Source organism: Halobellus ordinarius (assembly GCF_031823395.1).
In the GTDB taxonomy this organism is placed as follows: Archaea; Halobacteriota; Halobacteria; order Halobacteriales; family Haloferacaceae; genus Haloquadratum; species Haloquadratum ordinarius.
The window spans coordinates 421,793-444,176 of the sequence record NZ_JAVQKJ010000005.1; the positions used below are offsets into that span (position 1 = coordinate 421,793).

Annotated in this window: 26 protein-coding genes; 10 read left to right on the plus strand and 16 right to left on the minus strand. The window is 66.6% G+C overall.

Translation table 11 applies throughout. The features are described from left to right. Nucleotides 1–66 precede the first annotated feature (66 nt). From RJT48_RS08815 to RJT48_RS08840, 6 genes are all read right to left on the minus strand, one after another. Nucleotides 67–1,131 carry a methionine synthase gene (locus RJT48_RS08815; protein ID WP_311171893.1) on the minus strand — a complete coding sequence of 355 codons (1,065 nt, stop codon included), beginning with the start codon at nucleotides 1,129–1,131 and terminating at the stop codon, nucleotides 67–69. After that, the gene (locus RJT48_RS08820) at nucleotides 1,131–2,138 is read right to left on the minus strand and encodes a 5-methyltetrahydropteroyltriglutamate--homocysteine methyltransferase (RefSeq protein ID WP_311171894.1); all 1,008 of its coding nucleotides are present in this window, start codon (nucleotides 2,136–2,138) and stop codon (nucleotides 1,131–1,133) included. Before RJT48_RS08820 ends, RJT48_RS08815 begins: the two co-directional genes overlap by 1 nt. 59 nt (nucleotides 2,139–2,197) lie before the next feature. After that, nucleotides 2,198–2,836 carry a HemK2/MTQ2 family protein methyltransferase gene (locus RJT48_RS08825; RefSeq protein WP_311171979.1) on the minus strand — a complete coding sequence of 213 codons (639 nt, stop codon included), beginning with the start codon at nucleotides 2,834–2,836 and terminating at the stop codon, nucleotides 2,198–2,200. Between the two features lie 179 nt (nucleotides 2,837–3,015). Then, a complete protein-coding gene (locus RJT48_RS08830; RefSeq protein WP_311171895.1) occupies nucleotides 3,016–4,194 on the minus strand; it encodes a mechanosensitive ion channel family protein in 1,179 nt (392 codons plus the stop codon). Nucleotides 4,195–4,204: 10 nt separating this feature from the next. After that, complete coding sequence (locus tag RJT48_RS08835; protein WP_311171896.1) at nucleotides 4,205–5,092, minus strand: 16S ribosomal RNA methyltransferase A; 888 nt, start codon at nucleotides 5,090–5,092, stop codon at nucleotides 4,205–4,207. Nucleotides 5,093–5,137: 45 nt separating this feature from the next. Further along, nucleotides 5,138–5,776: a DUF655 domain-containing protein gene (locus tag RJT48_RS08840; RefSeq protein WP_311171897.1), complete on the minus strand. Its 639-nt coding sequence runs from the start codon at nucleotides 5,774–5,776 to the stop codon at nucleotides 5,138–5,140. Nucleotides 5,777–6,095: 319 nt separating this feature from the next. On the opposite strand from RJT48_RS08840, the gene RJT48_RS08845 reads away from it, so the two are divergent. Genes RJT48_RS08845 through RJT48_RS08855 form a run of 3 tightly spaced genes read left to right on the plus strand, consistent with a single transcriptional unit; the run spans nucleotide 6,096 to nucleotide 8,951 of the window. Continuing rightward, the gene (locus RJT48_RS08845; protein ID WP_311171898.1) at nucleotides 6,096–7,028 is read left to right on the plus strand and encodes an extracellular solute-binding protein; all 933 of its coding nucleotides are present in this window, start codon (nucleotides 6,096–6,098) and stop codon (nucleotides 7,026–7,028) included. 28 nt (nucleotides 7,029–7,056) lie between these two features. Beyond that, complete coding sequence (locus RJT48_RS08850; protein WP_311171899.1) at nucleotides 7,057–7,875, plus strand: ABC transporter permease; 819 nt, start codon at nucleotides 7,057–7,059, stop codon at nucleotides 7,873–7,875. Next, on the plus strand, nucleotides 7,872–8,951 hold the full coding sequence (locus tag RJT48_RS08855; protein WP_345784739.1) for an ABC transporter ATP-binding protein: 1,080 nt from the start codon (nucleotides 7,872–7,874) through the stop codon (nucleotides 8,949–8,951). The genes RJT48_RS08850 and RJT48_RS08855 overlap by 4 nt, the downstream gene beginning before the upstream one ends. A gap of 345 nt (nucleotides 8,952–9,296) precedes the next feature. Here the strand turns inward: RJT48_RS08855 and RJT48_RS08860 are convergent, their stop codons facing one another. Beyond that, nucleotides 9,297–9,653 (minus strand): RNA polymerase Rpb4 family protein, encoded by a 357-nt coding sequence (locus tag RJT48_RS08860; protein ID WP_311171901.1) that lies wholly within the window; start codon nucleotides 9,651–9,653, stop codon nucleotides 9,297–9,299. A gap of 12 nt (nucleotides 9,654–9,665) precedes the next feature. Continuing rightward, on the minus strand, nucleotides 9,666–9,956 hold the full coding sequence (locus RJT48_RS08865; protein WP_311171902.1) for a 50S ribosomal protein L21e: 291 nt from the start codon (nucleotides 9,954–9,956) through the stop codon (nucleotides 9,666–9,668). Between the two features lie 233 nt (nucleotides 9,957–10,189). On the opposite strand from RJT48_RS08865, the gene RJT48_RS08870 reads away from it, so the two are divergent. Continuing rightward, on the plus strand, nucleotides 10,190–10,450 hold the full coding sequence (locus RJT48_RS08870) for a glycine zipper domain-containing protein (RefSeq protein ID WP_311171903.1): 261 nt from the start codon (nucleotides 10,190–10,192) through the stop codon (nucleotides 10,448–10,450). Nucleotides 10,451–10,552: 102 nt separating this feature from the next. Here the strand turns inward: RJT48_RS08870 and RJT48_RS08875 are convergent, their stop codons facing one another. The 6 genes from RJT48_RS08875 to RJT48_RS08900 all read right to left on the minus strand — a co-directional run bounded on the left by RJT48_RS08875 (nucleotide 10,553) and on the right by RJT48_RS08900 (nucleotide 14,559). Further along, entirely contained in the window at nucleotides 10,553–10,819 is a 267-nt protein-coding gene (locus RJT48_RS08875; RefSeq protein WP_311171904.1) for an elongation factor 1-beta, read from the minus strand. Nucleotides 10,820–10,822: 3 nt separating this feature from the next. Continuing rightward, entirely contained in the window at nucleotides 10,823–11,002 is a 180-nt protein-coding gene (locus RJT48_RS08880; RefSeq protein WP_311171905.1) for an HVO_2753 family zinc finger protein, read from the minus strand. A 67-nt stretch (nucleotides 11,003–11,069) separates the two neighbouring features. After that, nucleotides 11,070–12,350, minus strand: a complete 1,281-nt coding sequence (locus RJT48_RS08885; protein ID WP_311171906.1) for a tripartite tricarboxylate transporter permease — start codon at nucleotides 12,348–12,350, stop codon at nucleotides 11,070–11,072. Nucleotides 12,351–12,511: 161 nt separating this feature from the next. Next, on the minus strand, nucleotides 12,512–12,850 hold the full coding sequence (gene rpl12p, locus RJT48_RS08890; protein WP_311171907.1) for a 50S ribosomal protein P1: 339 nt from the start codon (nucleotides 12,848–12,850) through the stop codon (nucleotides 12,512–12,514). Nucleotides 12,851–12,868: 18 nt separating this feature from the next. Next, on the minus strand, nucleotides 12,869–13,924 hold the full coding sequence (locus tag RJT48_RS08895) for a 50S ribosomal protein L10 (protein ID WP_311171908.1): 1,056 nt from the start codon (nucleotides 13,922–13,924) through the stop codon (nucleotides 12,869–12,871). Beyond that, entirely contained in the window at nucleotides 13,921–14,559 is a 639-nt protein-coding gene (locus tag RJT48_RS08900) for a 50S ribosomal protein L1 (RefSeq protein WP_311171909.1), read from the minus strand. The genes RJT48_RS08895 and RJT48_RS08900 overlap by 4 nt, the downstream gene beginning before the upstream one ends. Before the next feature lie 420 nt (nucleotides 14,560–14,979). Between RJT48_RS08900 and RJT48_RS08905 the strand changes: the two genes are divergently transcribed. After that, on the plus strand, nucleotides 14,980–15,873 hold the full coding sequence (locus RJT48_RS08905; protein ID WP_311171910.1) for a DUF4382 domain-containing protein: 894 nt from the start codon (nucleotides 14,980–14,982) through the stop codon (nucleotides 15,871–15,873). A 164-nt stretch (nucleotides 15,874–16,037) separates the two neighbouring features. Here RJT48_RS08905 and RJT48_RS08910 read toward each other — a convergent pair whose 3' ends face one another. Further along, nucleotides 16,038–16,514 carry a 50S ribosomal protein L11 gene (locus tag RJT48_RS08910; RefSeq protein WP_311171911.1) on the minus strand — a complete coding sequence of 159 codons (477 nt, stop codon included), beginning with the start codon at nucleotides 16,512–16,514 and terminating at the stop codon, nucleotides 16,038–16,040. Nucleotides 16,515–16,617: 103 nt separating this feature from the next. Next, the gene (locus RJT48_RS08915) at nucleotides 16,618–17,679 is read right to left on the minus strand and encodes a M20/M25/M40 family metallo-hydrolase (RefSeq protein WP_311171912.1); all 1,062 of its coding nucleotides are present in this window, start codon (nucleotides 17,677–17,679) and stop codon (nucleotides 16,618–16,620) included. A gap of 234 nt (nucleotides 17,680–17,913) precedes the next feature. Between RJT48_RS08915 and RJT48_RS08920 the strand changes: the two genes are divergently transcribed. The 5 genes from RJT48_RS08920 (at nucleotide 17,914) to RJT48_RS08940 (ending at nucleotide 22,168) form a co-directional block, all read left to right on the plus strand. Beyond that, entirely contained in the window at nucleotides 17,914–18,192 is a 279-nt protein-coding gene (locus tag RJT48_RS08920; protein WP_311171913.1) for a hypothetical protein, read from the plus strand. Nucleotides 18,193–18,285: 93 nt separating this feature from the next. Further along, nucleotides 18,286–19,350 carry a mevalonate kinase gene (gene mvk / locus RJT48_RS08925; RefSeq protein ID WP_311171914.1) on the plus strand — a complete coding sequence of 355 codons (1,065 nt, stop codon included), beginning with the start codon at nucleotides 18,286–18,288 and terminating at the stop codon, nucleotides 19,348–19,350. Next, nucleotides 19,347–20,087, plus strand: coding sequence for an isopentenyl phosphate kinase (locus tag RJT48_RS08930; RefSeq protein WP_311171915.1), 741 nt, complete (start codon nucleotides 19,347–19,349; stop codon nucleotides 20,085–20,087). Before mvk ends, RJT48_RS08930 begins: the two co-directional genes overlap by 4 nt. 303 nt (nucleotides 20,088–20,390) lie before the next feature. After that, nucleotides 20,391–21,770 carry an FAD-dependent oxidoreductase gene (locus tag RJT48_RS08935; protein ID WP_311171916.1) on the plus strand — a complete coding sequence of 460 codons (1,380 nt, stop codon included), beginning with the start codon at nucleotides 20,391–20,393 and terminating at the stop codon, nucleotides 21,768–21,770. A gap of 203 nt (nucleotides 21,771–21,973) precedes the next feature. Beyond that, entirely contained in the window at nucleotides 21,974–22,168 is a 195-nt protein-coding gene (locus RJT48_RS08940; protein ID WP_089766429.1) for a cold-shock protein, read from the plus strand. Nucleotides 22,169–22,384 lie beyond the last annotated feature (216 nt).

Here is a 22,384-nt window from a genome sequence, read left to right on the forward strand (position 1 = left end):
CGGAAGACGAAGTCTTCCGACGACCCCGAGGCCCCGCCTTGTTTCCTCTGTAGATCCCGCCCCGCCCTACACCTGCGGCGGCGCGACGTCGAGTTTCCCGGCGTCGAGTTCGCCCTCGATCTCGCGGGCGGCCGTCACTAGGTTCTCGATCTTCTGGTAGGCGATCTCCCGCGGCAGCAGTTTCACGCCGCAGTCCGGTGAGACGGTGAGTTTCTCGGGCGGGACCACCTTCAGGCCCTGTTTGATGTTGCGTTTGATCTCCGCGACTGGCTCGACTTTGGCCTCGTGGACGTCGACGACGCCGAGGCCGAGATCGGGCTCGAAATCGGGCTCCTGGAAGGTCTCGATCTGCTGGTAGCCGTCGTTGCAGAGTTCGACGTCGAACTCGTCGATCGGGAAGTCGTTGATCTCGGGGTAGATCCGCGAGTAGTCGCCGTAGCAGACGTGAAGCCCGATCCGGACGTCCTCGGAGATCCCGTCGACGATGCGCTCCAGTGACTCGCCGACGATGGCGTGATCGTCCGGGGTCGTCGCGAGCGCGGGTTCGTCGATCTGGATGTAGCGCGCGCCGGCGTCGACGAGCCCTTCGATCTCCCGGTTGACGAGATCCGCGAGGTCGTAGGCGAGTGCCGCCTCGTCCTCGTAGGCCTCGTTGAACGACCACCGCGCGAGCGTGTACGGGCCGGTGATCGGCACCTTCACCGGCTTGCTCGCGACATCTGCGGTGAACTCGAACTCCTCGAGGAGCCAGGGTTCGTCGTACTCGACTTCCGAGACGACCGAGGGCTTGTCGAAGTAGTTGTGGCCCCACACCTTCACCGGGCCGTTGAACTCGTAGCCCGGGATGCGTTCCGCGAAGTACTCGACCATCTCCTCGCGGCGCATCTCGCCGTCGACGACGGTGTCCAACCCCGCTCGCTCGTGTTCCCGCGTGATGAGCCGGGCGGCGTCGTCGTGGGCCTCCGCCAGGTCGTCGTCGTCGAACTTCGCGTCGGGGTCCTCCGAGAGGTCCCGGGCGCGGTTGAGCCACTTCGGTTTGGGGTAGCTTCCGACGACCGTCGTCAGGAGGAAGTGGTCGCCGTCGTGGCCGTCGGGCCGGAACTGCGCGCGGTTGTCGGCATCTCTGGCCATCAGACGCTCACCTCCCGGTCGAGTTCGACGGCCGCCGCAAGCGACTCGAGTTTCGCCCCGTATTTGTTCACCGGCAGGTAGAACGGCTCGGTGTTGGTCGTCAGATAGACCGTCTCGAAATCGGCAGCGGGAACGCCGTCGGCGAACCACTCGACTCGTTCGCGGAGGGTTCCGGGCGACTCCACGAGCGTGTTCTGCCCGTCAGCGACGCCGAGTGCGACATCGTCCGTCACGCCGTACTCCGAGGCGTTGTAGACGGTCTGGTCTCGGTCTCCGGCCACGATGTCGAACCCGAGCGCCGAGACGTCGGTATCCATCAGGTGCGCGTACGTCTTTTCGTCGAGCGCGCCGAAGTACGTGTAGACGACGACGTCGGCGTCTGTGGCGTCGGCGACCGTGTCGATCGCTTCCGGCACGGCCGCGGCGATGTCGTCGTTTGGAGGGGCCGTGACGAGCGACGGTTCGAGCAGGAACAGCGTCTCGTGGTCGGGGAACCCCCCGACCTCCTCGGCGAGAAACGTCGCGATGGCGGAGAGAAACTCACCGTCGTCGCCGTAGTACTCGTCGGTCGCCAGATCGGCGAGAGAGTACGGCCCGGGCAACACTGCCTGGAGGGGCTCCCCGTCGAGGAGATCGACCGTCGCCTCGAGTTCCGCGGCGACGTCGCCGGAGGCGGTGAGTTCGTCGACGACCCGCGGGTCGCGATAGAAGTTGTTGTTGTCGTAGTAGCGGACGATACCACCGGTCTCGACCCCTTCGGCGACCGCAAGCGGGTGGGCGAGCATATCGTCCCAGCGGAGCCCGCCCTCGACGATGCGATCGAGAGCGGCCTCACGCTGGTCGCTCACGACCGCCGATCGGGCGTCGGCGTACGTCTCACGGATCTCTTCGGACTCCTCGCCGGAAATCAGGTCACCCTTCTGGTGGCCCTTGAGGTCGGACAGCTCCGACTTCGCCCAGTCCGGTAGCGGGAACAGCCCGGGCGTCGTCGCGACGTAGTGCGTCATCGGCGAGGGCTAGGAAATGCTGCTGCTTAATATTTGCTATCGTAATATATTCGTTTCAGTTATTTACCCGCATCCGCAGCCCGTTCAGCTCCCTCTCGAGTCAACGCCACGACCGAGAGCGTCTCGAAGGGGTACGACTCTTCGACGACGACCTCGTGCGTAAACCCGCGAGACTCGGCGCGGTCGAGTACCGCCTCGTACCCCGTCAGCGAACTCACGAGGAGCAGAACCACGCCGCCGGGCGCGAGCACACGCCCGACCGAGTCGATGAACGGGTCGACCAGTTCGCGGCCGGTCTCCCCGCCGGAGAGGGCCTGTTCCATCCAGTCGTCCCACTCGTTTTCGGGGTCGGTCGGGAGATACGGCGGATTGAACGCGACCGTATCGAAGGCGTCGTCGGCGAACGGGTCGACGAGGTCGGCTCGAACGACATCGAAAACGGGGGGAACGTTCGTGCCGTCGCCCGTCGCGGCGACCGACCGGAGGCGGGCCTCGTGGCAGGCGTGCGGACTGAGGTCGCTCGCGACGACCTCGGTCACCTCCTCGGCGTCCCGGACTGCGCGCTCTGCGACCCATCCCGAGCCGGTACCGACTTCGAGCAGCCGGCCGCGGCCGCGGTCGACGACTGCCGAGGCGAGCAACCCGGAGTCCTCCGCCGGCTGGTACACTTTCGTGTCGACGCCGCGGCGCTCGGCCAAGCCGCTCCGCGTGTCCTCGCCTGCGTCGCGTTCGGTCCCCGTCTCCGCCGCCGCGGCGCTTTCCTTTCCTGTCTCCGCCGCCGCGGCGCTTTCCTTTCCTGTCTCCGCCGCCGCGGCGCTTTCCTTTCCTGTCTCCGCCGCCGCGGCGCTTTCGTCCCCCGCGTCGTCTGATTCGTCGGTCACGCTCTGTCTCCTTCGGCCTCGGCCGGTGGGGCCTCCTCGTTGTCCTCTCCGGCGAGGACGAAGCCCCCGGCCTCCTCCCGCCCGGCGAGTTCGCGCTGCGGGAAGGGGATCTTGATGCCTTCCTCCTCCAAAGCTGCCTTGACGGCGCCGATGACGGCGGTCTTCGAGCGCCACTGTCGACGCGCACTTGGGTTGTCGATCCAGTAGCGGACGCCCAGCACGACCGCCGAGTCGTCGAGGCGCTTGAGAACGACCTGCGGTGTCGGGACGGTCATCGTGTCGTCGACTTCGGCGACGGCCTGCCGGGCGACCGCCGCTGCCCGCTCTGGGTCCGCGTCGTAGTCGACGCCGACTTCGACCTCGATCCGGAGGCGACCCTTCCGGCTCCGATTGACCAGACTCTCGGAGGACACCACGTCGTTAGGGATCATCACGTACTCGCCGTCGTACGTCTGGATCCGCGTGTTGACGATCGTGATGCCGGTGACGATCCCCTCGTGGTCGCCGACCTGGATCCAGTCGCCGATCTCGAAGGGCCGGGAGAACATCAGGACGAACCCCGCGATCATCGCACCGAGGGTCTGTCTGGCGGCCATCCCGACCACGATGCCGAGGAAGCCGGCCCCGACGAGGATGCCGCCGATGTTCACCCGCCACAGCGAGAGCACGATCAGGAGCGCGATCAGATACACGGTGACCTGCCCGACGCGGAACGCAATCTCGCTTTCGTGCTCGCCCAGCGACGAGCGACTTTCGGCGAGTTCCTCGACCAGCTGCCGGATCAGCCCGATCATCGTGTACGCGCCGATCAGGAACAGAAGCGAGATCCCCAGCCGGACGAGCGCCTCCGGACCGAGGTTCTCGGCGAACATACCGAGCAACTGGTCGGAAAGTCCCCAGACGCCGACGATCACGAGCCCGGCGGCCGCGGCGATAGCCATCGTCCCGGCCGTCACGAGCAGGTGCCACACCGTCGACGGGATCCGGTCGGGACTGACGTCGTGGAACCGCCCCGTCCGGGTCAGAAGCGCCATCACGAGGAGCGCGAGGACGAGAGTGATCGCGATCCGCGCGGTGAGCGACGGTACTACTTCGGGAATCGCCGCGAGCGCGCCACCGACGTCTGTCCCGGGCGTCGGTGTCGGCGTCGTCTGCAGCAGGGAGAGAGCAGGCACGGTCGACACCTCAGCGCCCGTGTTCGTCCGCGATGGCGGTCAGTTCGGCGAACTGTTCGGGCGAGAGCGAGCCCGCGCGCCGGCGCAACAGCCCCTCGTCTTCGGCCTCGACAGCCTCGACGACCGCTTCGGGGTCCGAGAGCCCGGAGATGTGTGCCGTATTGCGGATGCCGTTGCGGATCGTCTTCCGCCGCTGAGTGAAAAGCGCCTTCACGAAGTCGAAGAAGAAGGATTCGTCGTCGACCTCGTACGTCGGCTCCGCGGGGCGGAGGCGCACGATCGCGCTCTCGACGGCCGGCGCGGGGTCGAACGCCGTCGGGGGGACCACCTCGACGACCTCGACGTCGGCGTAATGTTGGGCGCTCACCGACAGGCGGCCGTAGTCGCCGGAGCCCGGTTCGGCGGCCATCCGGTCGGCGAACTCCCGCTGGAACATCAGCACCTGTGGCCGTTTGCGCGGGAGCAAGCGGAAGGCGATCTCCGAGGAGATGCCGTACGGGAGGTTCGAGACGCACGCCGTGAACTCGGGAAGGTCGACCGCGAGCGCGTCGCCCTCGATCACGCGGAGCCGATCGGCCGCGATCTCGCCTGCGAACTCCTCGCGGAGGAACGCCGCGAGCGTCGCGTCGCGTTCGACGACGGTGACCCGATCGCCGACACGGAGCAAGCGATCGGTGAGGGCACCCGTCCCGCCGCCGATCTCCAAGAGGTGGGCCGTGTCGGCGTCGGCCGGCAGATACGTCGGGACGCGGTCCAGCACCCGGTCGTCGACGAGGAAATGCTGGTCGCGATCGGGATCGCCGCGGACGCCCGCCCGCCGAAGCAGGTCGTCGGGATCGCGCGGACCTGCCGCACGGTCGCCGGCGCTCGTGTCGGTATCGGGCGGCTGATCAGTCATCGGATGGGGTAACGGACGGGCCCGTGTAAACGTCTCGACTTCGGGCTACTCGTCGCGGCCGACGAAGGCCTTGTACTTCAGGTCGTCGTCGCGGAGTTCCTCGAGAATCCGTTCGACGAGAACCTCCTTCGGGCGGTGCAGGCCCGACACCCGCTCTTCGACCTCCTCGAAGCTCTCGAAGGGCCCCCGCTTCCGCTGGTCGAGGACGTTGTTCCGGAGCTTCTTCCCGATCCCCGGCAGGAGATTCAGCTGGTGGAGCCGCAGCGTGATCGGCTGGGCATCGTTGTAGAAGTCGACGAACCGCCGTTCGTGTTCGTCGATGATCGCTTCGATCGCGTACTCCAGTTCGCCGGTCGCGGTGTTGGAGAGTTTGTCGTACGGCACCTGCTTGAACCCGTCGACGGCGTCGCGGGCCTCCGTGGGTCCGATGACGACCCGGTCGCCGATCGAGACGTCGGCGTCGTCCGTTAGCGTCAGCTCGAAAAGCCGGAAGTCACGTTCCCCGAGCGCGTAGGCCATCGGCGACTTCCGATGTCGCGGCCGGTCGTCGTCGGCGCGCCCGTGCGGGAGGTGATCGAGCACGACCGCGTGTCGCACCTCGGCCGCGTCGGTCTCTGAGCCCGCGTCGGACCCCTCGCCCGCGGCAGTGGCGTCGTCGGCGTCCCCGCTCTCGCTGGCAGTCATAGCTCCACGTACGACCACGGCGTATTTAAAAAGTGGGCCGGCAGATCCGCCCCGCGTTCCGCTGAAGTCGACAGAATCTTTCCGCAGGCGACGAAGTATAGTAGCGTTTGCAAGTCTTCACTCACACGATCGCACGCAGTCGTGCGATCGGATGTGCAATCAGTTGCAAACGCTACTATAGGTGGATATGGACCACCAGTTCGACCGTGACGACGGGACGAGATGTCGTCGCCCGGGTGGGTACCTCCGGTTCCAAGCGGTGTTGGGTAACCAGATATAGTTAGGTACTCTTATTACGAAACCATATATGGTTCTCACTATGTCGGAAGAACCGACAGTGTCACGGCGGCCGTTCGTTGCCGCGATCGGAACCGCGGCTGTCGGGAGCGCTGCCGGTTGTCTGAATATATCGTCGCAGTCGGTGGATCTGCTGTCGGCCGGGAGCCTCGCCACGACGTTCGAGGAGTACGTCGGACCGGCGTTCGCGGAGGAGACCGGGATCGACGTTCACGGCGAATACTACGGGACGAACGCCGTGATGCGGATGGTGGAAGATCGAACGAAACACCCCGACGTGATCGTGAGCGCCGATGCGACGCTCCTCCGCGATCGGCTCTACGGGGAGTTCACCGACTGGGACGTCGCCTTTGCGACGAACAGCCTGGGGATCGGCTACCGGGAGGCGACCCGGTTCGGGGAGGGACTCGCCGCCGGAGAGCCGTGGTACGAACTCGCCCGCGAGGCCGACGAGGGCGACATCGCCATCAGCGATCCGGATCTGGATCCGCTCGGCTACCGTGCGGTCCAGGCCTTCGACCTCGCCGAAGCCGAACACGGTCTCGACGGTTTCCGCGAGGCGATGCTTTCGTCCGTCTACACCGAACCCGAGGAGCCACAGATGATGGCGGGCGTCGAGACCGGGTCCCGTGCCGCAGCGATCGTCTACCGGAATATGGCCGTCGACCACGACCTGCCGTTCTTCCGGTTCCCCGATGCCTACAACTTCTCCGATCCCGAACTGAAAGACCACTACGCGACGGCCACCTACACCACGGACGACGGATACACCGTCGCGGGGCGGCCGATCATCTACAATATGACGGTGAACGAGGCGGCAGACAGTCCGGCGGCGGGTCGAAAGCTGGTGTCATTTGTCGCGGAGAACCCGGAGATACTCGACGAGGCGGGGCTGACGACGCGGGCGAGCCTCCCGCGGACACACGGTGCAGTTCCGGAGGCGATCGACGTATGAACCGACTCGTTCCGGAGGCGATCGCTGTATGAGCCGCGTCGACGCGATCCGCTCCCGGGGGTCGTTCCGAACCCCCGACCGGCTCGTGCCGGCGTTGCTAGGCGGGGTGTTACTCGTGTACTTTGCGATCCCGTTCGTGGTGTTCCTCTCGCGGACCGGCACGGCGAGCCTCGTTTCCAGGCTTGCCGCCCCGGAAACGCAGGTCGCGATCAGAAACTCGCTCATCACGGCCCCAGTCTCGACAGCGATCGCGACGGTCTTCGGCGTCCCGCTGGCGTACGTGCTCGCACGGACGTCGTTCGTCGGCAAACGGCTCGTCGAGGGCGTCGTGATTATGCCGCTGGTCGTCCCGCCGGTCGTGGGCGGCGCGATGTTGCTGACGGCGGTCGGCCGGTTCACCCCGATCGGGAGCGCGGCCGCCGCGGTCGGGGTTCCGCTCACCGGAAGCCTCCTGGGAGTCGTGCTCGCTCAGACGTTCGTCGCGGCGCCCTTCGTCATTATCACGGCCCAGGCCGGCTTCGGCGCGGTCGACGAGCGCCTGGAACAGGCGTCGCGGTCGCTCGGGTTCGGGCCGCTCGCCACGTTCTGGAACGTCTCGCTCCCGCTCGCGAGGGGTGCGATCCTCGCCGGCGTGGTCCTGACGTTCGCGCGGGCACTCGGGGAGTTCGGAGCCACGATGATGGTCGCGTACAACCCGCGAACGATCCCGACCCGGATCTGGGTGGACTTCATTTCGGGCGGCATCGACACCGTGGTGCCGCTGGCGCTCGTCTTGCTCGGGGTCACGCTCCTTGTCATCACCGCTGTCCAGCGGTTCGGGCGGATCCCGACGGTGGTGGACCGATGATGCTCGACGTCGACTCGCTCACCCACCGCTACGGGGCCGAAACGGCCGTCGACGACGTCTCCTTCGGGATCGAACGGGGGGAACTGGTCGCGCTGCTCGGCCCCAGCGGGTGTGGCAAGACGACGATCGTCCAGGCGATCGCCGGGCACGTCTCGCCCGCAGCCGGACGTATCCGCCTCCGCGGCGAGGACGTCACGGACCGCCCGCCGGAAGCCCGACAGGTGGGGATCGTCTTCCAGCAGCCGACGTTGTATCCGCATATGACTGTCGGCGAGAACGTGGCCTACGGGTTGCGTGCGCAGGGGATCGAGCCGCCACGCCGGAACGAACTGGTCGGTGAATATCTGTCGTTGGTTTCCCTGGAAACGCAGCGCGAGGCCTACCCTGTCGAACTCAGCGGCGGCCAAAGACGACGGGGAGAACTCGCGCGAGCACTAGCCCCTCAACCGGACGTCCTGCTGCTCGATGAGCCGCTCTCGGCGCTCGATCGATCGCTGCGGACCCGGTTACGTGACGAGATCGCCCGCATCCAGCGGGAGACGGGCGTGACGACGCTTTATGTCACACACGACCAGTCGGACGCGATGGCGCTCGCAGATCGGTTGCTGGTAATGAACGAGGGACAGATCGCCGGGCGCGGCCGCCCCCGGACACTCTATGAATCGCCCCCGACGCCGTTCGTCGCGTCGTTTCTCGGCCGCTCGAACGCGGTGTCGGCGACAGTCGTCGACCGCGAGCCGCCGACGCTCGCGCTCGGCGAAGCGACGATCACGCTCCCGGAAACCGAGACGGACGTGCCGGTCGGGACGACCGTCACGTGTCACATCCGACCTGAACACCTGACGCTGCGTTCTTCGGAGGGGGAAGACCGTTCGGTGACCGCGACGGTCGACCGAGTCGCGGACGTCGGAAGCCGATACGACGTGACAGTGACGCTCCCGAGCGGCGAGGAACTCGTCGTGGAACGGCGGGGTGAACCCCCGGCGGCGGGCGAGCGTGTCGGCGTCGAGTTTTCGGCCGCGAGGACGGTCCTGTTCGCAGGCCAAAAGAGGGCGGATCGCGCTCCGCGGACATAGTTCGCTGACGAGCGGGGTGAGTACCGGCAACCAGTTACTAACACAGGCCACGGACCGACGGCGGGGCCACCGCGAAGCGAAGTTCTGATACTGATTACTCTCACTGTTTACCGTCGAAGGCCACCCCCGTTGGCGGCGTTCGGCGGTAAGAGACGAGAGTAATCAGTATGAGACCTGTCGCGACGAGGAGATCCGTCCGACAGGGAACGGCGAGTCCGACGACCGGAAGCTCGACGATCCTGACGGGAAACCGCCGGCTGCGGCCGTAGAGATCGTTGACGAGATCGAACGAGGGACGAGCGAGTCCTTCGCGGAACTGGATCCGTCCGGAAAACTGCTCGCCGGTCAGACGTACTTCGCGACGACGTTCAGAATCTCGTCGAGTTCGTCGCCGTCGAGCGCGTAGCGTTCCTGTGCGTACACCGCGCGGAGTTCGTCTCTGCTCTCCGGGAGGAGGTCGGCGATCTTGATCGCCGTCGTGGCGTCGACCTTCTCCTGTTCGAGGAGTTCCTCGACCAGATCGCGGGACTCCTCGGGATCGAGGGTGGCAAATCGGTTCACGTGTTCGATAGCGCGCGCAAGCTCGTAGCGAAGCTCCCGCTCCTCGTCGGCGGCGCGTTCGGCCTCGACGTCCTCGAGGAGCGTCTTGACCTCGGAGACGGTCAGATACTCCTCGTCGACCTTCTCTTTGAATATCGTCATCTGGGTGGGGTGTTACTCCTGTGCGCGCAGGTGTGCCGGACGAGCGATGATCGTCTTCTCCTTGCCGCCGTCGACGATCTGCACCTTGAACGCGCGGCCCTGTTTGCCGATGACCTCGCCCGTGTGGCCGTTGAAACGCGGGTGGAAGCGCCCCTCACGGACGCTCGGATCGATCGCCAGGTGGACTTTCTGTCCATCGTCGAACTCCTGGATCGCCCGCTGCGGCGGGGAGGTGCCGCGGTCGCGCGGTTTGTTCGAGAGCTTGTTGCGTGTTCCCTGAAGTGGACCGTTGGAACTGGGCATAGTCGTTGTAAGACGTACTTCCGACGTGGTTATAAAACGCACGTTCCAGCCCCGCCGGGAAGGGCGGTGATAGGGATCATCGTAAGTCCTCATAGATTTCTCGCCGATCGATCCGACGAGAATCGATGGATAGTTACGATGATCCCTATGAGCCCCTGGGATCGCCGAATTCGGTGACGCGCCGCTCGGCCTCGTCGACAACATCTATACGGAAGGCCGTTGTACAGCCGCCTATGAGCCAGGAATACGCGACCAGCAGTCAGCTCCCGGACGACGTCGACGGAACCCTGGAGGGTTCGACACACGAGGACTCGAGTTCTCGACTCGAACGGTTCGGCCTCGGGGTTGCGGCGAGTATTCTCCTCGGCGCCGTCGTCGGCGTCGCGGCCACGGCAGTGTTGGATGCCGGCGCGGTCCCGCTGCTTTTCGCAACCGGGATGGGCTTTCTCCTGTCACCGGTGATCGGTGTGCTCGTCCTCGAGCGCAACGAGTAGCGCGGACGTCGCGACGCATCCTCCCTTTCCGGAAGACGCAGCTATCCGAACGCGAAAGGAACGTAGTCGGTAGAACGGTGTGGGCCGAAAACGGCGACCGGCTCAGATCCGGCCGACGTTCTCGACGGCGACGCTCTCGACGCCCTCGACGTCGGCGAAGGCCTCTTCGACGGCTTCGGTGCCGCCGGCGTCGTCGGGGACGATTACCGTCGGCAAAAGCGCGACCAGCCCGAACGCGACGTCGTCACGCTCGAAGCCGTTGATTTTCGCGCCCTCCGGGAGCGACTGTTCGAGGCGCTCCTGGAGCTCGTCGAGGTCGATATCGGGGCTGTTCGGCATCACCTTGATCTTGGCAGCTACTTTTCCCATCGTTCAGGGTCCCATAAACCCGCAGTCGGGGCACTCATAGAGGTTGCTCTGTTTGCGACACTTCGCACAGCGGGAGATCTGGTGGCCACAGTCCGGACAGTTGAACGTCGCCGCGCTCATGCCGGAGATGTTGATGCCACAGGACACGCACTGTCGGGCGTGTCGCTGCTCGGACTGGCTCATACACTACAGCACCCGGCGCCGACTTTTAACGGTTGTCTTTCACGCCGGTCCGCAACCGAAACCCGACTCAGCCGAGTGCAAGCGGCCCGAGCAGCACCCCCATCAGGTGGACACGCCGCGCGCCGAGGCGGGGCGGCAGCAGTCCGACCAGCGTCGCCAGTGCGAAAACGGCGCCGCCGAGGACGCCCGCGAAACCCAGCGACAGCGCCAGCAGTAACCCGATGACCGCAAGCACCAGGGGTTGGCGCGGGAGCCGTCGAACGAGGCGGAGATACCAGTCCCCGACGGAGACCAGGACGACGGTCCCCAGCCCCGCGGCCAAAACGATGACCAGAAGCAGCCCTCCCAGTCCGAGAGTTCCGGTGGCTGCCGCGCTCCCACCGGCCGTCGCACCGCCGTTGCCGCCGGTCCCGAGTTCCGTGAGCGCGACCGTCACGCCGCTCCGCGGCGCACCGAGAACGGCGAGCGATGCGACCGCGAACACTGCGGTCGCCGTGTCAGCGCCGCTCGTGGCGACGACGTAGGCTCGATCCGCGCCGCGCCCTGCCGGCCCGCTTCCGCCGGCACCGCCGAGCGCGAGGACCGCCGCCACCCCCGCGGAGACTCCCGGCAGATAGCCGACCAAGGCGCCGCCGCCGGTCCCGGCCAGCGCCGCGCGGAGGGTTTCGATCCTCGTGAGGCCGAACGTCGTCCCGTCCTGCGGCGGAATCGCCCCCTCGGCGTCGAGCGCGTCCAAGAGGACGGGCGCGCCGAACAGTCCGCCGAAGAGCGGGGCCAGCATCGACGCCGCACCCTCGGGAGACAGCGGGCCGCTCGCCGGCAGATCCAGCGTGAGAAACCCCAGCGCTGTCGCCGCAGCGAGACAGAACAAACCACCGAGGCGGGCGCGGCGGGTCGGCTCCGCGAGGACGAGCAGGGCGGCGACCGCCGCGAGCAAGAACGGCAGCGCAGCGAAGAGATACTCGCGCCCGGCGGCGATCACCTGCGACAGGGGGACCGCAAGCGCCACCGCGGCGACGAGTGCGACCGAACTGCCGAGCGCCGACAGGCGGATCGCCTCCCGACCCCGGCCTGCGAGGACGAGTCGATGCCCTGGAAGTGCGCCCGGCGCGGTCGCCGCCTCCGGGACGCCGAGGACGAGCGCGGGCACGATCGAGAGGAACGTGTGGACGACTCCAGCGGCGAGGATCGCTGCCCCGACAGCCGCCGCCGGGCCGTCGATGCTCGGCGCGACCCCGACCAGGAGAAACGCGACGTTGTTGACGTGGAGTCCGGGGACGAGCCCCGTGAGCGTTCCGAACCCCACCCCGACACACGCGTAGGTGAGGACTGTCAGCGGCGGCGCCATCGCGACGGAGTGGTCCGGGTTTCGTACTTGAACGTTTGCGTGCATCGGCGGCGAATCGTCAACACCACACGACGGCGCTGTCGCTCTCAGTTAGCGTCGAAAGAAAGTCAGGTCGAACGGCAGTTCGGCGCGACGTCGGACAGCGGTCCGGTGCTCCGGCGTCAGCCGAAGAGGTTGCCGAGGCCCTCGCCGGAGGCCTCTTCGTCCTCGTCGTCGCCTTCGTCGGCTTCTTCCTCGGCTTCCTCGGCCTCGTCGGCCTCGTCAGCTTCCTCTTCGTCGGCCTCTTCGACCGCTGCTTCGCCGCCCGTGGCGGGCGCGGGAGCGGCGGCGGCCGTCTCGACGGCCTCCTCGATGTCGACGTCCTCGAGCGCGGCGACGAGCGCCTTCACGCGGGACTCCTCGACATCGACGCCGGCGGCCTCGAGGACCGCGGTGACGTTGTCTTCGTTGATCTCTTCGCCCGATTCGTTCAGGATGAGTGCTGCGTAAACGTATTCCATTGTCGTGTACCTCGTGTGTTATCCGAACATCGCGCCGAGTCCTTCGGCACCGTCGTCGTCATCGTCGTCGGTCCCGTCGTCGTCGGCGTCGGTTTCCGCATCGTCTTCGTCGTCCGATTCCGCTTCCGCCTCGTCGCCGTCGTCAGCCGGCTCTGCGGCGGCTGGCTCGGGCGCTTCGACGCCCCGAAGCTCCTCCGGGAGCGCCTCCTCGTCGTCGACCTCGCCCGCGAGGGCACGCACCTGTGCGTCGGCCTTCGCGACGAGGTCGGGGAGGACGTCGGGGTCCTCGATCGCGGCGAACAGTCCGAGTGCCTTCGCCTCGCCGGCGGCCTTCGCGAGCAGCGTTCCGGCGGTCCCCGCCGTCGGATAGCTCGCGTTGACCGAAAGGTTCCGCGCGGCGGCGGCGGCGGACTGGACGTCCGCACGGTACTCGTCGACGTCGATCTCGAGTTCGTCGGGCTCGAAGAGGACGCCCTCCGAGAAGACGCCGCGGAGGTCGAGTCCGACCTCCTTCGGCTCGATGCCGAGTTCCGAGAGGACGCCTTCCAGCTCCGCGGAGACGGTCCCGCCGGCCTCGAGGACCTCCGAGTCCTCGGTGACGTGGATGGAGCCGTCCATAATCCGCGCGGCGGCACCGACCTGCTGGAGCTCGCCCACGAACGGACCGGGGTCGACGCCGGTGTCGCCCTCGGGGATGACGATGTCGTTGGGGGCGACCTCGCCGGCGCTGATCGGCGCGGGCGTCTTCGAGGCTTCCAGCTGCTGGAAGAGCCCGAACGGGTTGTCGTTGGTGCCGACGAGCGCCACCTGGCCGGAGACGTAGTCGACGAGCTCTTCGAGCCCGTCGTCGACCTCCTCGAGCGCGCGGACGGTGAGCGTGTTGCGGCTCATCCGGAGTGCCGCGCTGCCGTGGAGGTCCCGGCGCATACTCTGTAGCTGGCGGCTCGGGATCCCGGCGACGTCGACCACGCCGACCGACTGGTAGCGTTCGAGAAAGTCGACGAGCTCGCCGACTTCCTCGCGCTTCCACTCGGGGATCGTGTCCGTCCGGCGGGCGGAGGAACTCCCGCTCATGCGGGGACCTCCACGGACGGACCCATCGTGGTCTTCACGTACATCGAGTCGATGTTGAGCGGGCCCTTCTCGAGGCTCGCTTCGAGTCGACGGACGATGACGTCGACGTTGGTCGCGATCTCGTCGGGGTCCATATCTTCGGCGCCCACGCGGGTGTGGAACGTCCGGCGATCGCGAGAGCGGAGTTGCACCGTGTTCTTCATCCTGTCCACCGTCTCGACGACGTCGTCGTCCGGCTGGAGCGGCGTCGGCATCTTCCCGCGCGGACCGAGAACCGTCCCCAGATAGCGGCCGATGTCCTGCATCAGGCTGGCTTCGGCCACGAAGAAGTCGGTCTCGTCCGCGAGGTCTTTTGCCGCGTCGGTGTCGTCCCCGAGCTCCTCGAGGTCGTCGCCGTCCAGCACTTCGTCGGCGACGTCCTCGGCTCTGAGGGCGGTCTCACCGCTCGCGAAGACGACGATCTGTGTTTCCTGCCCAGTACCGGCGGGCAGCACCACAGACTCGTCGACTCGTTGCGACGGGTCGTTAAGGTCAAGGTCGCGCAGATTGACGGCGAGGTCGACCGTTTCGCGGAACTGCCGCGGCGGCGCCTCGTCGAGTGCGCGAGAGACTGCGTCAACTATCGTATCTGCCATCATTCACCTCCGTAGTACGCAGGATTGCTCCTACGGGTCAGTGACACAGGCATCTGCCTGTCTCGTCGTAGGGAAGGCGGATGCCGGACTTAAGTCCGTCGAAGCGGAGCCCGCGTACCGCCTGTTTTCGGGGGCGAGACGCCCGATCCGTGGGAACTATCGGCACGGAATCGCGGGATTCCATCAGCCACACCGCCCCGGCGCCCGGGTCACCAGACGTAACCGTGGTAACGCCCCGGCGCCCGAGTCACCAGACGTAACCGTGGCAACGCCTCGGCGCCCGAGTCACCAGACGTAACCGTGGCAAAATCCGAGCGGGAGTGTGACGACAGCGAGATTCCGACGGTTTGCGCGAAGAACCAGAGCCGAGACACTGACTGACGGCGAGACGCGAGAGAAATCCGCAGGCGGGGAGGACGTATGAACCGACGTACGTTCGTGACGGCCGCGGCCGGCGCCGGGAGCGTCCTGCTCGCCGGTTGTTCGGGCGGCGGCGGTGGCGGCGGCGGCAGCGACGGCGGGACTGATACCGACGGCGGTGGCGGTGGGACTGATACCGACGGCGGTGGCGGTGGGACTGATACCGACGGCGGTGGTGGCGGTGGCGGCAGCGGGACCTTCCGCCTCCTGATCAGCGATCAGCCGGCGGCCATCGAGGACTTCGAGTCGCTGGACGTGACGCTCTCCGCGGCCCGCGTGTTCCGTGCCGGCGAGGACGAGACGATCACGCCATCGGCGATCACCACGACAGTGACGGTGACTCCTGAATCGACTGCGACGAACGAAACGGCGACAGAGACGGCCGAGCCGACGGACACCGAGACGACAGCGGCGGAGACCGAAGATGGCGATTCGTCCGGATTCGTCGAGTTCGACCTCGAGGACGTGACGGTCGACCTCACCGAGGTTCTCGGCACCCGTGCCGTGGCGGTCCTGGAGGGCGAACTCGACGAGGGGCGCTACGCCGGAATCGAACTCCGCGTGGCCGCAGCCGAGGGCGTCGTCGACGGCGATACGGTCGACGTGATGGTCCCCAGCGACCGACTCCGCATCATCAAGCCGTTCGAGATCGCCGCCGACGCGGAACTGAGCTTCGTGTTCGACATCAACGTCGTTCAGAAGGGCCCGAACGGAGGGTACAATCTCCTGCCGGTCATCGGCAAAAGCGGCGTTGCGGGCACGGACGTCGAGGTCGCGGAGGTCGAGGGAACTGGTAGCGAGGACGACGGGACCGAAACTGAGGCGTCCGGCGACACAGTGACGGCGGCCGGGGACGGTGCAGACGGGGGCCAGGCGAACGAATCCGGCGCCTGATCGGCGGGCGGTTGGTTCTCGCCGCTACGACGCGGGCGAACTGGTTTTTCGACGCTACCGTGTGATCAAACGCGTCCAGCAGCAGGTACGGCTCGGGGCGTGCGTGCCGCCGAAACGAGGCTCCGCGTTGGAGCAGAAAGTCGCAGTTCCCGGACGCCGCCGCGTTACTCCGCGAAGACGTCGTCGTACTCGCCGTCTTCCATCCGCTCTTTGAACTGGCGCGGGTCGTTGCCCTCGATCGTCACGCCGAGGGAGGTACAGGTACCGACGACCTCCTTCGCCGCGTTGAACAGGTCGTAGGACAGCAGATCCGAGGACTTCTGTTCGGCGATCTTCTTCACCTGCTCGACGGTCAGATCGGCGACGAAGTTCTCCTGGGGTTCGCCCGAGCCGGTCTCGAAGCCGGCCTCGTCCTTGACGAGTTCGGCCGTCGGCGGGACGCCGACCGAGATGGAGAAGGAGCCGTCGTCGTCGTATTCGACGGTGACGGGGACTTCCATCCCGTCGAACGCTGCGGTCTCGTCGTTGATCTCTCCGACGACGTCTTGGACGTTCACGGGGGTCGGGCCGAGTTCCGGGCCGAGCGGCGGACCGGGGTTTGCCTCCCCGCCGGGAACGAGTACTTCGATGGTTCCAGCCATACCTCACAACACCCTGTGACGACTTTTAACGGTTTTCTTTCGGCCGAACGGGCGTGTGAGGGACCGACATAGCGTCACGACGGAAGGGGCGGCAACGGGCTGCTCACCTCAGATCGAGGCCGAACGGTGCGGCGTCGGCCGCCGCAGCCGCCATCGCACCGAGCAGTTCGGCGACGGCGTCGAGATCCTCGGTGTCGACCACTTCGACGGGCGTGTGCATGTAGCGGTTCGGAATCCCGAGATTCAACGCCGGAATCCCGCTACGGGACGTGTAGAACGCGTCGGCGTCGGTTCCTGTCCGCGTTCCCGTGGCCTGCAACTGGACGTCGACGTCGGCAGTCGCGGCCGAATCTCGGGCGAGTTCGACCAGCGACGGGTGGTTCGCGCTGCCGCGGGAGACGACGGGTCCCTCGCCCAGTTCGACGGGGCCGACTCGCTTGCCCGGGATGTCGGGGTTGTCGGTGGCGTGGGTCACGTCGACCGCCACGGCCGCGTCGGGGTCGAGGTCGAAGCCGACCATCTTCGCGCCCTGGACGCCGACCTCCTCCTGGACGGTGCTGACGGCGTAGACCGTCGCGTCGACGTCGGCCTCGACGGCCGCGCGGAGGCCCTCGGCGGCCGACCAGATCCCCACGCGGTTGTCCATCCCCCGCGCGGCCATCCGCGTTCCGTGAAGCGGTCGCACGCGGGTCTCGACGGTCACCGGGTCGCCGACTTCGACGAGGTCGCCGGCCTCCTCCTCGTCTTCGGCCCCGACGTCGACGAACTGCTCGCCGATGTCGTCGTACTCCTCGTTGCCGACGTCCCGCAGGTGGATCGCGGTCTGCCCGATCACGCCCGCGACGGGCGTCTCCGCGTGGACGGTGACGTGTTGTCCCTGGGAGACCGTCCGGTCGGCGCCGCCGATCGAACCGATCCGGAGGAAGCCGTCGTCGGTGATGTCGCGGACGATGTACCCGATCTCGTCGGCGTGGCCGCCGAACGCGATCGAGGCGTCGGCGTCGCCCTCGTGGACCGCGACGGCGTTGCCGTAATCGTCGGTCCACACGTCGTCGGCGAATTCCTGGACGTAGTCGATCCACACCCGCTGGCCGACCGCCTCGAACCCCGAGGGGCTCGGTGTCGTCAGCAGATCCGTCAGAAACGTGCGTCTGTCGTCGTCCATACCTACGCTCCGACTGCCCGGCACCTGATAAGGATTACTCTCGTCTCTTCCCGCCGAATGCCGTCACCGGGGGTGGCGCTCGGCGGTAGTCAGTGAGAGTAATCCGTATGAAACCACCGGCTGCCGGAGCGGCAGGCGGTCGGTGGGGCCGGCGGTGTGCCGCCACAGCGACTCCCGACGCCGATCCTCGGACCCGCAACGGTTTTACTTTCTGTCGGCGTATCGAAATATGTGATGACCGACAAATCGTTCACGCTCCTGGAAGTCCACCTGCACGACGGACTCAGTTTCAGCGCGACCAACACCGCACCCGCGATCGGCGGGTCGGGCGAGGACGGGACGGACAGCGAAGCAGCCACCGAGGAGGCCGAGGAGACGTATTCAGTCGGCCTGCGCACGGGCGCACTCGTGGCCCTCGTCCTCCTCGTCGCCCTGGCGGCCGCGGCGAAGTATCTCCGTGGCGGCGACGACATCGGGGAACTGGCCGACCTCGACGATTTCGCCGAAGAATAGGCGAGGGGCTTGTCTGAAGCGGCTCTTTTCACCCGCCGGCCGGAGCGCGCCGGGTCGGATACGCTTAAGCGCCACCCGGGGTATCTTGCCCGTATGACCGTCTCCAGCGCTCCCGGGAAGGTGTATCTCTTCGGGGAGCACGCGGTCGTCTACGGCGAACCGGCGGTTCCGTGTGCGATCGAACGGCGAGCGACCGTCACCGTCGAGGCGCGCGAGGACGACCACATCAGAGTCGAGGCGCAGGACCTGAGCCTCGACGGCTTCACCGTCGAGTACGCGGACGGCACCGATCACCGACCGGACGTCGACGTGCCGGCGGGCCTCGTCGACGCCGCGGTCGGCTACGTCGACGCCGCCGTCGAGCAGGCCCGGGAGGCGGCCGGTGCCCCGTCTGCGGGCTTCGACATCACCGTCGAAAGCGAGATTCCGCTCGGGGCAGGTCTCGGGTCCTCAGCCGCGGTCGTCGTCGCCGGGATCGACGCGGCGACCCGGGAACTCGGCGAACCGCTCGACCGAACGGAACTGGCCGACCGCGCCTATCGCGCCGAGTACGACGTCCAGGAGGGCCAGGCCTCCCGGGCGGACACGTTCTGTTCGACGATGGGCGGCGCGGTCAGAGTCGAGGGCGACGACTGCCGCCGGATCGACGCGCCGAATCTCCCCTTTGTCGTCGGCTTCGACGGCGGCGCGGGCGACACGGGCGAACTCGTCGCCGGCGTCCGACAACTGCGAGACGAGTACGACTTTGCGGCCGACACCGTCGAGAACATCGGCGACATCGTCCGGGCCGGGGAGTCGCGTCTGGCGGCTGCCGATCCGAGCGCCGACCCCGACGAGGAACTGCTCGCGGAACTCGGCCGCCTGATGGACTTCGACCACGGCCTGCTGGAAGCGCTCGGCGTCTCCTCGCGGACGCTCGACAATATGGTCTGGGCGGCCCGGGAAGCGGGTGCCCACGGCGCGAAACTCACGGGCGCGGGCGGCGGCGGCTGTATCGTCGCCCTCGACGAGACGCCCGAGACGAGTACGGCGCTCCGGTACACGGCGGAGTGTCACGACGTCTTCCGCGCCGAACTGGACCGCGAGGGCGTCCGCGCCGAAGGTGCGACCGACGGAGCGGCGAGCGACAAGAGGGGCACGGGAGGTGAAGTGACGTGACGGTCGTCCTCAAACTCGGCGGGAGCGTCATCACCGACAAGGAGACGCCCGAGACCGTCGACGAGGACGCGCTCGATCGGGCCGTCGAAACCATCGCCCAGTCGGACGAGTCGTCGCTCGCGCTCGTTCACGGCGCGGGGAGTTTCGGACACCACTACGCCGAGAAGCACGGCGTCACGCCCACCGAGGGAAGCCACGACGCCGACGGGGTCTGGGCGATCCACGATTCGATGCGACGGCTGAACGACGAACTCCTCGGTCGGCTTCAGGCCGCCGGCGTCCCGGCGCTGCCCGTCCACCCGCTCTCGGTGGGTGCGCGGGACGCCGAATCGACGCTTTCGCTCGCGCTCGATTCCACGGAGACGATGCTCGCGGAGGGCTTCGTTCCCGTCCTCCACGGCGACGTGATCGCGCAGGCGGGCGCGGGCGCGACAATAATTAGCGGCGACGAACTGGTCGCACGGCTCGCTGACGGCCTCGACGCCGACCGCGTGGGTCTCTGTTCGACCGTCCCGGGCGTCTACGACGACGACGGGGACGTGATCCCCGAAATCACCGACTTTTCCGAGGTGGAGGCGGCGCTCGGCGCTGCCGAGACGACGGACGTGACCGGCGGGATGGCTGCAAAGGTCCGTGCGCTCCTGGAACTCGGTGCGCCGGCGCACATCTTCGGCCCCGACGCGCTCGCCGCGTTTCTCGCTGGCGACGCCGCGGGAACGGTGGTCCGGGGAACGTAGGGACGCCACGCGAGTACACGAGAGCGGCACGGATCCGGCCTCGCGGTCCTCGGAACGACTGCCGAGGCCCCTGGTGGACGACGGTCGAGGAGAGTTGCTTCGGCGGGGCGGGGTTCAGTTTCGAGACCGAACCGGAGAGCGACGGTCGGTTTTCCGACGGCCTCGACACGCGGTTGGAGGTGGCGGGAACGGATGCTCGCGGTTCCGTCGAAAACGGCTTCGTTGATCGTCTAAACGCCGATCGAAAGCTGAGGAGTTATCACGCTGGAGTACTCCCCACGAGATACCTACTCAACCCAGAATATGTCAGGACAGTATGACCTCGTCATCGTCGGCGGCGGTATCAGCGGCGCATCGCTCCTCTATACGACGGCGAAGTTCACCGACATCGAGTCGATCGCGTTGATCGAGAAGGAGTCGGAGATCGCGGCGATCAACTCCCACCACACGAACAACTCGCAGACGCTACACTTCGGCGACATCGAGACGAATTACACCTTAGAGAAGGCCGAAGGCGTCAAGACCGGCGCGGAACTCCTGGCCGGCTATTTGGAGAACCACGACCCCGACCGGGAGATGCACGCAAAGCGCAGCAAGATGGTGCTCGGCGTCGGCGAGGAGGAGGTCGAGGCCCTCGAGCGGCGGTACCACGACGAGGGCTTCGGCGATCTGTTCCCGAAACTGCGGCCGATCGGTCGCGAGGAGATCGAAGAGATCGAACCGAAGGTCGTGGAGGGTCGCGACCCCGATACCGAACTGCTCGCGCTGCAAACTCCGGACGGGTACGTCGTCGATTACGGCGCAACCACGAAGTCGTTCGTCGAGGAGGCGCGCGAGGAGTCGACGGTCGACGTCTACACGGGGACCGAAGTCGAGGAGATCACCGAGAACACCGAGGGGTACACGCTTACGACGCCGGCGGGACCGTTCGACTGCGAGGTGGCGGTCGTCGCCGCCGGCTCACACAGCCTCCAGATCGCGAAAGAACTGGGCTACGGCGACGAGATGTCCCTGCTTCCGGTAGCGGGCAGCTTCTTCCTCGGTGAGGATCTCCTGAACGGCAAGGTCTACACGCTGCAGATGAAGAAACTGCCGTTCGCCGCGATCCACGGCGACGCGGACGTCCACGACCCGAGCGTCACGCGCTTTGGGCCGACCGCGAAACTCGTCCCGGCGCTGGAACGTGGTCGCATCTCGACAGTGAGCGACTTCCTCGACGTCTTCGGCTTCAACGCTGCCTCCTTTCTCAGCTACGCCAACATCCTCGCGGACCGCATCCTGTTGCCGTACGTGCTCCGAAACCTCCTGTACGACGTACCTGGGGTGGGCAAGCGGGCGTTCCTCCCGCACGTACAGAAGGTCGTCCCGAGCGTCGAAGCCGACGATATCGAGCGCGCGACGGGCTATGGCGGCGTCCGGCCCCAGATCGTCGACACGAGCGCGAAGTCGCTGGATATGGGTGAAGCAAAGATCGTCGGCGACGACATCATCTTCAACATCACGCCCTCTCCGGGGGCCTCGACCAGCCTGAAGAACGCGATGCGCGATACGGAGACGCTCTTGGACTTCTTCGACGCCGACTATGAGTTCGACGAAGACGCCTTCCGCGCGGACACCATCGAGAACTTCCCGCGGGACGAAGAGCAGTCGGGCCAGTTGGTCGATCCGCCCGCCAGCCACTGACGCGTGCTCGATAGCGGGCGAGATCGAACGGTTTCATACTGATCACTCTCGTCCCCAAGAACGGAACCGCAGCGTCGGAAAACCGATCGTTTGGGCTGTCTGCCAACTAGTAGAACGATATTCGAATCTTCTTTATTTTCCTGCTCTATTTTCGAATTGATTGCGGAAGGCTTATACGTCAATCCGGCATCAGACCGTTTGCAATGGCAAACGGTACGGTTGATTTCTTCAACGACACAGGCGGTTACGGTTTCATCGAGACAGAGGACGCTGACGAGGACGTGTTCTTCCACATGGAGGATGTCGGCGGCGAGGACCTCACCGAGGGGACCGAACTGGAATTCGAGATCGAACAGGCCCCCAAGGGCCCCCGCGCGACGAACGTCGTCCGCGTCTAATCAGGTCGAACGCGTCCGAACGGAGACCGTCGCCGCCCGGCGTCCGCGGGAGTTTCTCCCCGCGTGTCGGCATCACGCGACGCATTTCGGTGACGACGCACGATCCGCGATTTTTCCTTCCAGATTCAGTTGTAAGCGACGGCGCTGTGTGTCATAAGCGAGATCCGGAGCGAACCGGCAATCTCTCGTGAGGACCAGTAGACCCTTTATCGCCCG